17 protein-coding genes and 2 tRNA genes are annotated in these 13,856 nt (G+C 45.1%); 15 read left to right on the forward strand and 4 right to left on the reverse strand.

Going from position 1 to position 13,856, the window contains the following annotated elements:
• The first annotated feature begins 143 nt into the window (after positions 1-143).
• The gene (locus QT990_RS04380) at positions 144-977 is read left to right on the forward strand and encodes an HNH endonuclease signature motif containing protein (RefSeq protein ID WP_333145294.1); all 834 of its coding nucleotides are present in this window, start codon (positions 144-146) and stop codon (positions 975-977) included.
• A 733-nt stretch (positions 978-1,710) separates the two neighbouring features.
• Here QT990_RS04380 and QT990_RS04385 read toward each other — a convergent pair.
• Positions 1,711-1,941 carry a hypothetical protein gene (locus QT990_RS04385; protein WP_333145293.1) on the reverse strand — a complete coding sequence of 77 codons (231 nt, stop codon included), beginning with the start codon at positions 1,939-1,941 and terminating at the stop codon, positions 1,711-1,713.
• Positions 1,942-2,018: 77 nt separating this feature from the next.
• Entirely contained in the window at positions 2,019-2,183 is a 165-nt protein-coding gene (locus tag QT990_RS04390) for a ribbon-helix-helix domain-containing protein (protein WP_333145292.1), read from the reverse strand.
• A gap of 276 nt (positions 2,184-2,459) precedes the next feature.
• Here QT990_RS04390 and QT990_RS04395 point away from each other — a divergent pair.
• The 9 genes from QT990_RS04395 to QT990_RS04435 all read left to right on the forward strand — a co-directional run bounded on the left by QT990_RS04395 (position 2,460) and on the right by QT990_RS04435 (position 8,867).
• Positions 2,460-2,533 (forward strand) — tRNA-Lys (locus tag QT990_RS04395).
• Between the two features lie 227 nt (positions 2,534-2,760).
• Positions 2,761-3,723, forward strand: a complete 963-nt coding sequence (locus QT990_RS04400) for a GNAT family N-acetyltransferase (protein WP_333145291.1) — start codon at positions 2,761-2,763, stop codon at positions 3,721-3,723.
• Between the two features lie 706 nt (positions 3,724-4,429).
• On the forward strand, positions 4,430-4,630 hold the full coding sequence (locus QT990_RS04405) for a hypothetical protein (RefSeq protein ID WP_333101629.1): 201 nt from the start codon (positions 4,430-4,432) through the stop codon (positions 4,628-4,630).
• Between the two features lie 215 nt (positions 4,631-4,845).
• Positions 4,846-4,918, forward strand: a tRNA-Lys gene (locus tag QT990_RS04410).
• A gap of 130 nt (positions 4,919-5,048) precedes the next feature.
• Positions 5,049-5,480: a hypothetical protein gene (locus QT990_RS04415; protein ID WP_333145290.1), complete on the forward strand. Its 432-nt coding sequence runs from the start codon at positions 5,049-5,051 to the stop codon at positions 5,478-5,480.
• Positions 5,481-5,845: 365 nt separating this feature from the next.
• Positions 5,846-7,285 carry a hypothetical protein gene (locus tag QT990_RS04420; RefSeq protein ID WP_333464973.1) on the forward strand — a complete coding sequence of 480 codons (1,440 nt, stop codon included), beginning with the start codon at positions 5,846-5,848 and terminating at the stop codon, positions 7,283-7,285.
• A 101-nt stretch (positions 7,286-7,386) separates the two neighbouring features.
• Positions 7,387-7,674, forward strand: a complete 288-nt coding sequence (locus tag QT990_RS04425) for a Txe/YoeB family addiction module toxin (RefSeq protein WP_333145287.1) — start codon at positions 7,387-7,389, stop codon at positions 7,672-7,674.
• A 47-nt stretch (positions 7,675-7,721) separates the two neighbouring features.
• Entirely contained in the window at positions 7,722-8,177 is a 456-nt protein-coding gene (locus tag QT990_RS04430; RefSeq protein ID WP_333145286.1) for a type II toxin-antitoxin system prevent-host-death family antitoxin, read from the forward strand.
• Between the two features lie 63 nt (positions 8,178-8,240).
• Positions 8,241-8,867, forward strand: coding sequence for a Uma2 family endonuclease (locus QT990_RS04435; RefSeq protein WP_333145285.1), 627 nt, complete (start codon positions 8,241-8,243; stop codon positions 8,865-8,867).
• 73 nt (positions 8,868-8,940) lie between these two features.
• Here QT990_RS04435 and QT990_RS04440 read toward each other — a convergent pair whose 3' ends face one another.
• A complete protein-coding gene (locus QT990_RS04440; protein ID WP_333145284.1) occupies positions 8,941-9,195 on the reverse strand; it encodes a DUF433 domain-containing protein in 255 nt (84 codons plus the stop codon).
• A 420-nt stretch (positions 9,196-9,615) separates the two neighbouring features.
• Here QT990_RS04440 and QT990_RS04445 point away from each other — a divergent pair, with 420 nt between their 5' ends.
• Positions 9,616-9,957 (forward strand): hypothetical protein, encoded by a 342-nt coding sequence (locus QT990_RS04445; protein ID WP_015174354.1) that lies wholly within the window; start codon positions 9,616-9,618, stop codon positions 9,955-9,957.
• A gap of 143 nt (positions 9,958-10,100) precedes the next feature.
• Here the strand turns inward: QT990_RS04445 and QT990_RS04450 are convergent, their stop codons facing one another.
• A complete protein-coding gene (locus QT990_RS04450) occupies positions 10,101-10,493 on the reverse strand; it encodes a DUF4189 domain-containing protein (protein WP_333145283.1) in 393 nt (130 codons plus the stop codon).
• Positions 10,494-10,629: 136 nt separating this feature from the next.
• On the opposite strand from QT990_RS04450, the gene QT990_RS04455 reads away from it, so the two are divergent.
• The 4 genes from QT990_RS04455 to iscB all read left to right on the forward strand — a co-directional run.
• On the forward strand, positions 10,630-11,475 hold the full coding sequence (locus QT990_RS04455; RefSeq protein ID WP_333145282.1) for a hypothetical protein: 846 nt from the start codon (positions 10,630-10,632) through the stop codon (positions 11,473-11,475).
• A 47-nt stretch (positions 11,476-11,522) separates the two neighbouring features.
• Positions 11,523-12,161: a ThiF family adenylyltransferase gene (locus tag QT990_RS04460; protein ID WP_333145281.1), complete on the forward strand. Its 639-nt coding sequence runs from the start codon at positions 11,523-11,525 to the stop codon at positions 12,159-12,161.
• A gap of 129 nt (positions 12,162-12,290) precedes the next feature.
• On the forward strand, positions 12,291-12,647 hold the full coding sequence (locus QT990_RS04465) for a peptidoglycan-binding domain-containing protein (RefSeq protein WP_333145280.1): 357 nt from the start codon (positions 12,291-12,293) through the stop codon (positions 12,645-12,647).
• A 553-nt stretch (positions 12,648-13,200) separates the two neighbouring features.
• A partial coding sequence (gene iscB, locus QT990_RS04470) for an RNA-guided endonuclease IscB (protein WP_333464974.1) occupies positions 13,201-13,856 on the forward strand: 656 nt, incomplete at its 3' end.

Below are 13,856 nucleotides of genomic sequence, written 5' to 3' on the forward strand. Positions count from 1 at the left end.
TGCACGCAAGAGGCCAGGAGTTCGATTCTCCTTGACTCCACTTTCGGTGTCTGAAATCGAAGAGATCGAGACGTTGGTTATTTCAACTAACGACGTACTCATTATCGCGCTATATTGTTTAGTAAAGACTGAAAACACTACAAATGCCTAAAAAATCTAAGTACACCAAGGAGCTTTTAGAGCCCATCGTCAGGGAAAGCATTACGCTTACTGAGGTGCTTAAAAAATTGGGTTTGGGAAAAACAGGAGGGAATCGCAGGAATATTAGTTCGCGTCTTAAAAACTTAGGAATTTCAACTCAACATTTTGTTGGGGCTTCTTGGGCTAAGGGAGAAACTGCTAGTAGTAATCCTGCAATTTGGCAGAATCGAACTAAGAATACATATCCTGATGAGGAGGTATTTGTAGAGTGTTCAACTTATAATGGTGGCCCCAAGTTGACTAAAAGATTAATTCAAAAAGGTTGGGATTATAAATGTAATGAATGCGGGATTGACCAGTGGAGAGATAAGCCCTTAGCTTTGCACTTAGATCGCATCAATGGAGTTCACGATGACAATCGATTAGAAAATCTCAGGTTCTTATGTCCAAATTGCCATCAACAAACAGAAAATTGGGGTAACAAAAATCAAAGAGTAAAGCAGGCAATCGACAACCAAGTATTAGAGACACATATTGCTTCAGAAAATGGGAGGATAAATGATTGTGCCAATGGGAAAAAAGAAATAAAAGTAAGAATGAAGAAATGTGGCTCTCCAAGAATTAACTCCAGAAAAGTTGAGCGTCCTTCTAAAGAGGATTTGCAAAAGCTAGTCTGGGAAAAACCAACTACTCATATAGCTATAGATTTTGGTGTGAGTGACAAAGCAGTGGAGAAATGGTGTAAAGCTTATGACATTGAGAAACCTACTAGGGGTTACTGGGCAAAACAGAGTCGAAATCATACAGGTATGCAATGCCAAAAGGAAAGTAGCTAATTTGCAATTACCGAAATTGTAGTTCGACTCCTATCGATATGCAATGAGAGTTAAGTAAACTGGTAAATTAACTTCAGACTAAATCATAGCATGATTAATAAGGAAGATGCCGCTAAATGGTTGGCAACCCGTCTTGAAAACTGGGGTACAGGTAACTGTAAGGGTTCGATTCCTTCATCTTCCTTTTAATTAACCACCGGAAGTCGAAAAGCGAGACACCGTGCTGATAACGCGGGGATAGGAGGGGCAGTACCTCCTCGGTGGATTGCTTATGATTTTATATATAAATAAGGGAGAATTATGGTTGATTTTTTCACGAGCTTTGCTCTCATATACTGAGAAAAATTATGGGGAGGTCGCCTAAGTGGAATGGCACCGTAAAAACTTTGGAAAAGCGGCTCCCAAAAGGACGATCGGGTTTGTTGAGTAGGGTAAAAAGTTGCTTCGCGACGTTCCCTGGAAACGCAAACTGGCAGCGGGTTGCGGAGGCACTGAAAGGAATTAACAGTCCGAGATGGGGGCAGTTCCCGTCTGCTTGCGGGCAGTAAGGAAGCGCGTTTCCTGAAAGTTGCTGTCGATCGATGCGGGTTCGAGTCCCGTCCTCTCCATTTCAAGGTTCAAGTCCAAATCGAAGAGTTTCAACCCGTGCCCTAACAGTTAAAGCATACATACTCGGCTGTTAACCGACTAAAACCAATGCTTTACGCACTTGCACGGGTTGAACCTCAGAACCTCAGTTGTTCTTGAGGTCTAAATCGCGATCGTAGCTGCCGATTGGCCGCAGTCTGGTCATCAACTGCTTCAGCAAGAAGCCGTTGCTGTTCCAAGCGGTATAAGGAGTAGCCCCTTGTCCCTTCAGGCACAAGGTTTGTCGGGCTTTGTTGTGGCAGATATTTGCCAGCAGGCTGACGACTGACGCTAAGCCGAGTTCATCGACAAGGGCTTCGAGTTCATCTTGAGTCACAAGTACACCTCCAGGGTTGACTATTCCTGAAATATGCCATATAGTACCTTTCAAGGGTACTCACGGTATACTAATAGTTACTTATCCTCAGTTTCGTCCACGAGGTTGTATTCCTTGACGGCCGCCATGACTAGCAGAGTGGACATAGGAACTCCTGTCTGCTGGGAGATTTTTCTCAGTTTTTCGTGCAAACGCTTGGGAACTGTGACTTTAATCACAGCAGTCTCTTCTTTGTCAGCCATTTCAAGCAGTCATGTTTAGTTGACACCAGCTTATCCTCTTTCGGAGTACCGATCGCACCTTGCTGCGATCGTCTGTAGAGATGCGGGCGCAGCGCGATAAAATGGCTGCTGCTGCGAAACTGTACGCTAACAAATAAAAAGGTCGATCGCAAATCTCTAACCAAGGGAGCGATTGGACCTATTGGTTACATTCAGAAGCACCCAGTAACCACACAACTTAATAAAAAAGGTGAAATATGCGAAAATTAAAATATTGTGTTATACTATTCTAGATGCGGGAGTATAGCTCAGTTGGTTAGAGCAGGTGACTCTTAATCTCAAGGTCGAAGGTTCAAGTCCTTCTACTCCCATCCCCAATAACCTACTATTCACAAGGCTTTGAGACTTTAAACTGTCTCTAGTATGTCCCTTTTCGCCCATTTTTCGCTCACGATAGCAGCCAAGGGCGGTAGCGGTTGGATTACAGTGAGTGTTTGCGTTGTCGGATTTTTAATGTCAATCGGCTCATCCGATCGATAAAAGTGCGATCGCCCAAGCTATTTTGAAACTGAATAACAACAGGAAATGGTGATTAGCTATGATGGCAAATCTCTCAGGGCGCTGCTATGCGGGCGATCGCGATTTAGATGCGATCGCCCATTTAATCAATACTTGCGAAGAAGTCGATCGGCTCGATGAAGGCACTTCCATCTCGGAACTACAACAAGAATTTAACGCACCGTCTCTAGACCAAGCCCGCGATATCCGCCTTTGGGAAGATGCGGAGGGAAAATTAATCGGTTTTGCTCAGTTGTCGGTTTCTGTACCGGGGGAAGTAATTGACGGTTGGCTGTGGTTTCGCGTTCACCCAGGTGCGCGCGGAGGCGATGTGGAAGCAGCCGCGATCGCCTGGGGTGAAGTGCGGATGCGCGAGGTGTCTGCGATGCGGGGCGGGCGCGTGAAGCTGCGAACCTACGCTCGCGCTGAGGATTGCGATCGCATTTCTGTGCTGACAAGTTGCGGTTTTAAGGTCGATCGCTATTTTTGCCGCATGGCGCGATCGCTCTCTGAACCGATCCCCGAACCGCACTTCCCCGAAGGTTTCGCGCTGCGTCAGTTCCCCGGCGAACAGGATGCCCCAGCTTGGGTAGAAATGTTCAACCAGTCGTTTATCGATCACTGGAATCATCACGATTTAACAGTGAATAAATTTAAGCACGAGTTAGCTAAACCCGATTACAGAAATGATTTAGACCTGATTGCTGTTGCTGATGACGGCACATTTGTCAGTTTTTGTTACTGCCAGATTAGTGTGCAAGAGTGCGATCGTACCGGGCGCAATGAAGGCTGGATTGCTTGTCTCGGCACTCGGCGCGGCTTCCGCAAAATGGGATTGGGACGAGCGATGTTGCTCGCTGGTTTGCATCGACTCAAAGCTGCCGGTGTGGCTACTGCTATTCTCGGCGTCGATGCTGAAAATTCATCAGGTGCGATGCGACTTTACGAGTCTGCTGGCTTCCACAATATTCGCAACAGCATTTCCTATGTTAAGGATGTTTAATCGATATTTTTTGGTGAAACAACCCGGTTTCTGCCTACCCGTGCATAAGTCCTATCTAATTATGGGCGGGCTCTCCTGCCCAACCCCTACTCCCCACAATCAAATTCACAGGCGGGCAGGATGCCCACCCCACAATCAAATTCATTCTTTGTGGAACAGGCATCTTGCCTGTTCCTGACAATAGTGCGAGATATCCGATCTAAAAAAACTTTTGCTACCCCCTTGACACCTGTGTAGTACCTATGTAGTATATAAATATGGAAAGCGCAGGACAAGCAAAAACCTGTATTTTTCGTGCAAATTCTGAACCTTGACAACTAAATATTGCTCAAAATTTCAACGAAGATCAATTTGAAAGTCTTGTAATATAGACTCGATGGTCATGTTGTTACTTTATACGAGACTGTTCGGTTACAAACTGACTCGGCATGAGTCAGATGTTGTACGAAATCAGTCTAATTTCAACGAATTTGATGCGGATTCAGAACAGACAAGTTCAGCCAGATTTCAATCAACCAAAAAGGCTGAGGAAATCCGCAAAATTAAACAAGCTTATCATTTAGAACGGCGCTTCTTTCAGTAAAGATTATCAGATTTCGTGAATCTTTACCGATACTGGCAATTTGCCAAGTCTTACAAAAAGCCAAAGTCGAGAGCAGATAAGCTACTAATCCAAAATCCACAATTGCTCTAGGAGGTATCGGTAATGGTTCACATTCGTTTTGAAGGACGTTCCTACGATCTGGCCGAAGACCAACTGGGTATCGCGGCAGGAATGAGCGACAAGGCTATTAAGGAACGTCTGGCAAATCATTTTGATGTCAAGGGATCTCGCTTCGAGTCTTACGTTCTGGATCGCCGTCCCAGCGGTGATTTAATTGTTCGGCCAGAAGCTGTTTACGGCTAGAAATTCACTTAAAGCACGTATTAGACAGCGCACCCCAACTAAAGAAGCTTACAAACTAAAAACGTTCCACTTAAAATCGAATAGTAGGTTCAATTCCTACCTTTCGAGAGCGTGAAAAAAAGCTTCTCTGACTTGTGCGCTGCCTTTTATAGCTAAATTTTTTATATCTATCCGACGCTTAAAAGTTCCACTTCGCGCCCCAACAAAGGAAGCTTACATACTAGCTCATTGGTAGAGCAATTCCCTTTTAAGGAACTGGTCGCGGGTTCAACTCCTGCGTATGTGCCAACGGCTTTCTTGACTTGCGCGAAGTGACATTTTAGGCGCTATAAACTCTTGTTGTTAATTCAGGATAATAATTAAGTAATCCTGTTTGTATTGAAGACTTCCGTCCTCAAAAATAAATTGGGTATTAGCCATGAGAAAAAAACTGGCAATTTACCGATCGCCCAAGGAGATAGACAGTCTGATTCATGCCTTCCAAGAAGGCAACCTGTCGCGAAGTCAATGGACGCACGAAGCACATTTAACCGTTGCCCTGTGGTATCTGTGTTATGACTCGGAGCCAGAAGCGATAAATGCGGTGCGGAATGGCATTAAACGTTACAACTCGGCTCAAGGAATTGAAACTACAAAAAACAGCGGGTATCACGAAACACTAACGCTGTTTTGGGTGCGAACTATTCGCCGGTATCTCGCCGATGAAAGCCAAAATCGCTCGATCGTACATCTGGCTAACGGTTTGATTGCAAAATATGCCGATTCCCTACGGGATAGCTCCGCACGCGCGTACTTTACCATTTCGCTATTACACCCAGGATCGCCTGATGTCATGGGAAGCCAGAAATAGCTGGATGGAACCAGATTTGAAGTCACTCGACTCCGAAATAGTCCGCCAGGGATTGAAATCCCTGTCTAATAGCTAAAGTCCTCTGAAGAGGACTAAAGATATTTGTTTTTGTTGGTTTTTAATCACAAAAAATACATTTTTAACCACGCATTTTAGTCCTCTTAAGAGGACTTTAGCTTTGAGCCAGGGATTGAAATTACTGGCTCTAAAGAGGACTAAAAATATTTGTTTTTGTTGGTTTTTAATCACAAAAAATACATTTGTAAACACGCATTTCAGTCCTCTTAAGAGGACTTAAGCTTTGAGCCAGGGATTTCAATCCCTGGCGGACTAAGGCGCAAGGTGCAAAATATTAGGTAACACCAATGAATATGAATACAGTAGAACGCGATTTACGTTTGGAAATGCTCAACAGCCTGCTGACAACTCCTCACCGCCAATTAGAAAAAGTAGCAGAAATCCACAAGTTAATTGTCGAATTAGACCCAATATTTTACGGTCATTTAGCAGTCTGGTATCAGCGTCAAGGCGACGTGCGCGACCACAAGGAAGTTTTTGTCGGAAATTTGCTAACTTCGGCGCTGACGGAACACCGGGATGCCGGGTTTATGATGCTGCAAGAGTTCCCTCCCTACGAAGTTTCGCGGATTGTGGACTTTATGAAGCGGCACCAGAATAAGATGCCTCGCAGCGCGCGCACTGCTGTCACTCGCTATCTGAAATCGCGGGAAAAGAATGCACAGTTTTTCGATCGCGCCGCCCTCCGCAACCGCAAGGCGATGAAGCATTTGTACGCAACGCTGCACGTCAAGCCGAGCGATCGCGCTAATGCTATCCTGTTTAAAGACAATCCGCCGTCCGACTCTCTGGCATTCGTTTTGAAGCAGTTAGCAAAGGCGGCGACACCTGCGGAACAGGCGAATTTGATTGTTGAGTACAAGATTCCATATACGATCGCAGTTGGTGCGATCAGACAGCTAACGCCAACAGTTTTGGCCGCGCTGATTAACTCGATGTCGCCGCAGGAAGTCATCAACAATTTGAAATCGATTCAGTCGCGCGGGGCGATGGATCACGCGGAAGTCAAGCAGTTGATTGACTCGAAGCTGGATGAAGCGGCAAAGTGCGATCGGGTTTCTGCTTACAAAGCGAGTGTTGCGGGTGCGGGCGCGAACTTCGACGCAGCAACGGCGGCGAAGCTGGAAGCGGTGACAAACGAACAGGTGAAGAAGCGCGGCAAGATTGCGAAAGCAACTGGTTTGTTGATTGACAAGTCTGGTTCGATGGAAAGTGCGATCGAAGTCGGGAAGCGTCTCGCTGCTTTGATTTCCGGCATTTCCAAGGCTGCACTGTTCGTTTATGCCTTTGACACGATGCCGTATCGAGTGGAAGCAAACGGCAGCGAATTGACAGACTGGGAAGGCGCTTTCAAGCACATTCGCGCTGGCGGCGGCACAAGTTGCGGTTGCGCGGTGGAAGCAATGCGGCTTAAAAAGCAGGTTGTCGAGCAATTCATTATGGTAACAGATGAAGGCGAAAATGCTGCACCTTATTTCGCGGATGCTTATCAGAATTACTGCCGCAGTTTGGGGGTAATTCCTGATGTGGTGATTGTGCGAGTTGGTTCTTGGTGCGAATATGTCCAGAAGCAATTAAAGGACAAACAAGTATCGGTGGAAACCTTTACGTTTGCCGGCGATTACTACTCCTTGCCGAATTTAGTGCCGATGTTGAGTCGTCCTTCGCGGCTGGAATTGTTGATGGAAATTCTGGATACTTCGTTGCCTGTGAGGGATGATAAGTGATATAATTGGGCATGACTCGTCAGTTAAGCTGGCGAGCAATGCTCACCTTATTTTTTCTAGCAGGGAGCATAAAATTGAAAAAATGATTCAGGGTTTGCCAGATGAGTGCTGAGGGTGAGAGCGATCGCGTAGAACGTCAGGCAGTTTTTCAGCCTGAGTTTTTAGAAGACCTAGAATATTGGGTACAAACTGACCGCAAGATGGCGTTACGCTTAATCAAAATGGTCAGAGAAATTCTGCGAGACCCGTTTGAAGGCATTGGCAAGCCGGAACCCCTGAAATACGAGTTGTCGGGCGCGTGGTCGCGTCGCTTGAATAAAGAACATCGTATTGTTTATTTAGTAAGTGATGAGCGTATCAATTTTCTTAAAGGGCGCTATCACTATTAGTAAAGCGAGCAAAGTTGAAACCTTAATTTAGTGGGAGTTAGAATTTTATGTCAACTGAGATTACATATGCTGAAGCTCAAGCAAATTTAGAAAATCTCTGCGACCGCACTGTTGAAACGGGGGAAGTAATAGTTATTACTAGACCTAACGGCAAAAATGCGGTTTTGATGTCTGAGGTCGAATTAGAAAGTTTGCTAGAAACTCTTTATTTGTTGAGATCGCCCGTTAATGCAACTCGTTTGCTGACAGCATTAAAGAGAGCTAAAGCAAGAGTTGTTCAACCTCAGACACTCGATGAAATTTGCAAAAAATTTGGGCTTGATGAAGAGGATGATACTGAGGATAAGGTAGCGATCGCTAGTAACAGCTTACAAACCGATCGCGATCGACAACTGCTAGACAGCATCAATGATGATTATGCAGATGGACTAGATCCCTTACAGCAAGCTATGCTAGGAGGAATGCGTCAGCATCAGCGACAATTCACAGAAACAGAATCGTAATTTTTTAGGTAGATATTTACATCACAATCTTCAACTATACTCTAAACTTGGGAGGAGCTGTTGGTGACTTCAATATTAATCAAAGATTTGGCAAACGAACTAGAGCTTCTTACCGAAGATCCCGTGGAAAGATTTATTACCAGTGGGGTAAGTTGGCAACAGTATGAACAATTACTGACTCAACTGGGAGATAGTCCTTGGTATCGGGTTACTTATTTAGATGAAGTGCTGGAAATTATGTCCCCAAGTCGCCGTCACGATCGAGATAAAACCAATATTGGGATGCTGCTAGAAGCGTATTTTCAAGAAACACGGACTAGGTTTTGGGGATTGGGTTCAACTACCTTCCGCATTCAAGCAAAAAAGGGCGGTACAGAACCGGACGAGTGCTATTGTATCGGTACAGAAAAAGAATTTCCTGATTTGGCGATCGAGGTTGTACTCAGCAGTGGCGGCCTGGACAAGTTAGCAGTTTACAAAAAGCTCGGAATCACAGAGGTTTGGTTCTGGAAAAATCGTCGCTTTGAGGTTTATCATCTTCGGGGAGAGGAATATGAAAAAATGCAGCAAAGCGAGTTGCTGCCGAATTTGGATTTATCAGTGATTGCAGAGTATGTACAACGGCCTGACCCCCTTGAGGCTGTGTTGGAGTTTCGGGAAAGAGTTAGAGAAAATTTAAGGGGAAGCTGAGATTTAATATCGTTCTTTACTACCAAACATCTCCCTCAATATCCTCAAGCAACAACTTTTTACCTTTTTTCAATTATTCTCTAGTTTGATCAATAATTTCTTGTAATTCTGGATTAGCGATGGCTGAGACTAAGTGGGAATCCGCAGCAGCCAAAGCAGCGCGTAACTTTTCCGAAGTCAGTGCGGGATATTTTTCTAACACCTGCTGTTGAGTCCATCCCGCAGCAAAGAGCCCTAGCAAAAATTCTACAGACAATCGAGTTTCTGGCGCTGCTGGTTGACTTGTTGAAGCTTTCGGGTTTGGATGAATGAGCTTTCGCCAGTCCATTGTTTTACTTAAACGATTTGGGAAGATTCCGCCGATTATACTGCATTTGGACACAGTAGAAACACGGGCATCGTTGACTGACTTTGTAACAGTGCCACCGCAGGTCATACCATGTTAGATTTTAGATTTTAGATTTTAGATTGGGAATCACTGATGAATTAAGGGTTTGAAGCTTGGCTAGAGTCGCATTTTTTGGGAACTGGTGTCATTTGGCGATTTTGCCATTAAATTGTTATTACGATCGCAGTACAGCACTTTCTTATAGACTAGAGTAATGGGGTAGGGACGGGGCGAGATCCCTTTTTGCTTCAGTCCGTTTCAATACCAAACCGCGAGCGCACTATATCTCAACCCACTGTCTAACGAACTGTGCAACCCACTGTGCAATCCACAATACAACTACTTTAACTACTTAAAACTATGGGAAAAAAGTCGAAAGCCAAAAAATCCCAGGTCAAAAAATCCAGTTTGCTCTGCCAGCGACTCCAAGAAGCTCTCGATCGAGGCAGTAAAGTTTGGATTAAAACAAATAATAGCAGTTTCGGCGGCATCCCGATTAATTTGTTCGGGGAGTTTGCGGAACTTTTGGTGATAGTTCCCCCTAACGAACAGGCGGAAAATATCGATGCTTACGGACAAGTTACGTGGCTGATTCGACTCTCTGATATTATTGCACTTGCTTACCCTACTGAATACTGGTCTAAAGATAGATTAGAAAGTTTGCTGCCACCAGATGCAGTTACTTCCGAAGTAGGAGATTAACTGCGTAGGGTGTGCATTGCGTACCCTAATTTTAGCTGAGTTGTATTTGGTATGGTGTGCATTGCACACCATACATTTACTATTTTTTAAGCTGTTTTAGCAGCCAACATATACACCTCTGCCACCGATTTTTATCAGTTTAATTAGTTGTTGCAAGCTGAAAGCTGCACTTTACAACTGCCGCCCTCTAGTTCGCTGCAACCGGCGAGAGCTTGAGCTTCTGCTGCGGCTTTATCGTCGCCCCAGCCCGCACCGGCTCCTCCTTTGCCTACTGCGATCGCTCCACAATTATTGCTATTAGAGGTCAGCGCTTCGCAGTCGTTCGCACCTCCGCTTTGTTCATTGCAGACGGCTACTGCTGCGTTTAGTGCTTCTTTCTCTGTAGCATGATCCCAACTAATACCAGTGGCGTCAGAAGTCGGAGAATAAGCAGTAGCTCCATAGCTGTCCTGAGCTTTAGCTACCTGGACTGAGCCAAAAAGAGGAAGTGTCAAAGCTGTGACTACAACCCACTTAGAAAAAAGCTTTTTCAGCATATTTACTTACGATATTTACCAGGTTAAGTTGCGAGGTTCGCTCAATATTAGATTAGGAGATTAAGTCCTGTCAATAGTGTTAAACAATCTTTATATTTCTTTTAAATTAAAAGTGTTTTAGGTAACGAAAAGTAAGATGATGGAGGTCAATTCAGTGGCAGATATCCGCAAAATCCTCAGCCAACTCGCTGCCCAAGAAGGGCAGCTACTCGATACCCAATTCCTGGCTCCATGCGTGCGCGGGGGAAGCGTGCGGGTAAGAGTTAGCTCAATGGTTTATACTTTTCAACCGCAGCCGCGCAACTTTGAAGGATGGGCGATTTTTAGGCCGATTAATGAGGAAATTGCTGCAGTAATTGAGGAGCCGATTTTGCCGCAAGTGGCAGAGTATTTGCAACTGCTCGTACCCGTTCGCTTGCACTTAGCCTGCGTGCTGCAAGGGCAAACGTGGCTGGCTTATCCTGTTAATGAATCTGATGCTAAACAGCGTACTGGTGTTGCGAAACCCGTAGCAGTGCATTTAGTAACTAAAGGTTCGCAGTTTGAGCAGATCGTTGCGCGGTGGGACGGTCATTGTTTGTGGTTTGAAGAGATTGACAGGCGCGCCGATCCGCGGCAGTCTGAGAACTTAAAAGCTGCTTTGAAAAAGTTGATTTTGCCTCAAGAAGTTCGCTTTAAAGGGATGACGCCGGAAATGCGAACTGTTTACGAATTGGTGTCCCGAAATATTAAAGATTTCGATCCGAAAGTGCGGGATCAACAGCGCTTGCAGCGGGCGCTAAAAATGGGTGGCGGTGAATTGCGGGATTTTTGCGATCGCAAACATTATTGGCTGGTTGAATGGACTAGCGGGACTGGAGAACATCACACTTCTGCGATCGCCAAAAATGACTTGACAGTTATGAGTGCTGGCATTTGTCTCAGCGGATTGGACAAAGACTTCGACTTGCAATCATTGGTTGGAGTAGTTGAAGATAGATAGGAAATAATGACTACTGACTACTGACTACTGACTACTGACTACTGACCATGAGCATATTTTTTCACGAACAACTTTACAGAAGTGCCGCAGTGATGTCGCAGATCAAAAATTTCCCGGTAACGGTGTGCGGGGCGGGCGCTTTGGGTGCGAATATTACAGAAAGTCTGGCGAGATCGGGCTTTTGTCAGTTAAAAGTCATCGATCGCGATCGCATCGAGGAACGCAACCTTTCCACTCAACCCTATTATCGATCGGACATCGGCGCATTCAAAGCCAAAATTCTCGCCAACAACCTCTACCGGGCTTTGGGAGTCAGCATTGACGCGCACTCAAAAGAATTGACACCCGCAAATGCCGATCGGCTGCTTGCCAACAGCGCCACAGTCATCGATACTTTTGATAACAGTGTCGGGCGGCAAGCAGTCAAGGATTACTGTGCGAGTGCCTCCCTTCCCTGCGTGCACGTCGGATTAGCTGCCGATTATTCCGAAATAATTTGGAACCAACACTATCGGGTTCCTTCAGCGGCGAATGATGACGTTTGCGATTACCCGCTGGCGCGAAACTTGGTAATGCTGACGGTTGCAGTTGCTTGCGAAGTAATTGTTACCTTTGCTGCTACCAAACAGCAACAAAATTTAACTTGCACGATCGGAGATTTTGCAGTAAAGCCACTTATATTGTAGAATGTCGGTTGACTGTTGCCAGAAACCTGGTCAATCAAGATTGGATGCCCCCATCCTATAAACCCGGTTTCTCACCCTCAAACAATCGTCCAAATTACAAAAAACGCTTGAAAATTTAACAGGGAAAGTATGGCCGGAACACAGACTTTTTATTATTTACTAGCAATTCTCGCTCTATTAGTTTTGACTGGCACAAGTAGAGCCAACTATGCAGCAGGCTCCGCAGTTTGCCACACTGATGATTGCCATCAACCAGCAGTGAAACACCATAAAAGGATTTTAAAATGCGGCTCGAAAGGGCACGATGTGAAGAAACTGCAAAAGTTGTTGAACGCGCGGGGATTGTCCCCACACCCGATCGTAATTGATGGCGTGTTCGGTCCGACAACCGAAGATGCAGTGAAAAGATTTCAGCGACAAGCGGATATTCCTGTAGACGGAGTTGTGGGAGGCAAAACTTGGGACAGACTGTTTGCTAGTTTGTAACTTTAAGCACCGGACAACAAAGGTTCCTAAGTCAGTCGATTTTAGATTTTAGATTTTAGATTTTAGATTTACTCGATAACAGATGAATCTGGAAGCTTAAACTCTGTAATCTAATTTTTTTTCTAGACCCTCGATAGCCTCGGAAAGCAAGTACCTGTGTTTGGGTGGAGTCATCATTGCTAATCATTAATCGCTGCGGTTTGTAGTTGGACAGATAGCGCATTTTGTGCAACTACAGACACAGAAGCTTTAATCAACAATCAATCGCCTACTAGATTGCTAGTCAATCACCCGACACCGATGTCGCTACGCGACCCGCAAGCTACGGAGTACCGATACGGTGTGGGCTTGAAAAAGCCGAGTTGACCAGTCTAAGTGGTTCGCCCACTACGTTTAAGGTAAGCGTTCAAGTACCTACCAGAAAATGCGTGCTAGTTTTCTGCTCTAGAATTCAAAAGTTAAACAGGTGTAAGGGTTAAGCCAGTGCTTTTGAAATAGTTACCGACCTTAAACATTGACGAAGCAAACATTACCCAGAAATGGAGGACATTTAATGTCTAATTTTGTTTTTGTACGTGATACTCAAAAAAGACCGCTCAATCCAATCCGCCCAGGAATGGCTCGTAAATTGCTAACCACTGGCAAAGCTGCTGTTTTCAGGAGGTATCCATTCACGATAATTCTCAAAGTAGAGGTAACAGTACCCCAAAAACCAATCACTCTTAAATTAGATCCTGGCTCCAAAACCACGGGAATCGCATTAGTCCAAGGAGAAAACGTAATCTTTGGCGCAGAACTAACCCACAGGGGGCAAGCTATCAAAGCCAGTCTGGAGTCGCGCCGTTCATTGCGTAGAGGCAGAAGAAATCGCCATACCCGCTACCGAAAAGCTAGATTTTTAAATAGAACTCGCCCGAAAGGGTGGCTGGCTCCAAGCTTACAACATCGTGTCGAAACAACCCTAACATGGGTAACTAGATTGATAAAGGTTGCGCCAATTTCTTCTGTTGTTCAAGAACTTGTGCGGTTCGACCTCCAGCAAATAGAAAACCCGGAAATTAGCGGATTGGAGTATCAGCAAGGTGTTTTATGTGGCTACGAGATCCGCGAATATTTACTCAATAAATGGGAGAGAAAGTGCGCGTATTGTGGAGTTGTTGATACACCTCTACAAGTAGAGCACATTCATCCCAAAGCCAAGGGCGGATC

The sequence above is a fragment of the Microcoleus sp. T3_B1 genome (assembly GCF_036700445.1).
Classification (GTDB): domain Bacteria; phylum Cyanobacteriota; class Cyanobacteriia; order Cyanobacteriales; family Microcoleaceae; genus Microcoleus.

Excerpts from the sequence above, each read along its gene's own strand:
- QT990_RS04380 (WP_333145294.1), top strand. The coding sequence starts at position 144 with ATGCCTAAAAAATCTAAGTACACCAAGGAGCTTTTAGAGCCCATCGTC.
- QT990_RS04390 (WP_333145292.1), bottom strand. The coding sequence starts at position 2,183 with ATGGCTGACAAAGAAGAGACTGCTGTGATTAAAGTCACAGTTCCCAAG.
- QT990_RS04400 (WP_333145291.1), top strand. The coding sequence starts at position 2,761 with ATGATGGCAAATCTCTCAGGGCGCTGCTATGCGGGCGATCGCGATTTA.
- QT990_RS04405 (WP_333101629.1), top strand. The coding sequence starts at position 4,430 with ATGGTTCACATTCGTTTTGAAGGACGTTCCTACGATCTGGCCGAAGAC.
- QT990_RS04415 (WP_333145290.1), top strand. The coding sequence starts at position 5,049 with ATGAGAAAAAAACTGGCAATTTACCGATCGCCCAAGGAGATAGACAGT.
- QT990_RS04420 (WP_333464973.1), top strand. The coding sequence starts at position 5,846 with ATGAATATGAATACAGTAGAACGCGATTTACGTTTGGAAATGCTCAAC.
- QT990_RS04425 (WP_333145287.1), top strand. The coding sequence starts at position 7,387 with ATGAGTGCTGAGGGTGAGAGCGATCGCGTAGAACGTCAGGCAGTTTTT.
- QT990_RS04430 (WP_333145286.1), top strand. The coding sequence starts at position 7,722 with ATGTCAACTGAGATTACATATGCTGAAGCTCAAGCAAATTTAGAAAAT.
- QT990_RS04440 (WP_333145284.1), bottom strand. The coding sequence starts at position 9,195 with ATGGACTGGCGAAAGCTCATTCATCCAAACCCGAAAGCTTCAACAAGT.
- QT990_RS04445 (WP_015174354.1), top strand. The coding sequence starts at position 9,616 with ATGGGAAAAAAGTCGAAAGCCAAAAAATCCCAGGTCAAAAAATCCAGT.
- QT990_RS04450 (WP_333145283.1), bottom strand. The coding sequence starts at position 10,493 with ATGCTGAAAAAGCTTTTTTCTAAGTGGGTTGTAGTCACAGCTTTGACA.
- QT990_RS04455 (WP_333145282.1), top strand. The coding sequence starts at position 10,630 with ATGATGGAGGTCAATTCAGTGGCAGATATCCGCAAAATCCTCAGCCAA.
- QT990_RS04460 (WP_333145281.1), top strand. The coding sequence starts at position 11,523 with ATGAGCATATTTTTTCACGAACAACTTTACAGAAGTGCCGCAGTGATG.
- QT990_RS04465 (WP_333145280.1), top strand. The coding sequence starts at position 12,291 with ATGGCCGGAACACAGACTTTTTATTATTTACTAGCAATTCTCGCTCTA.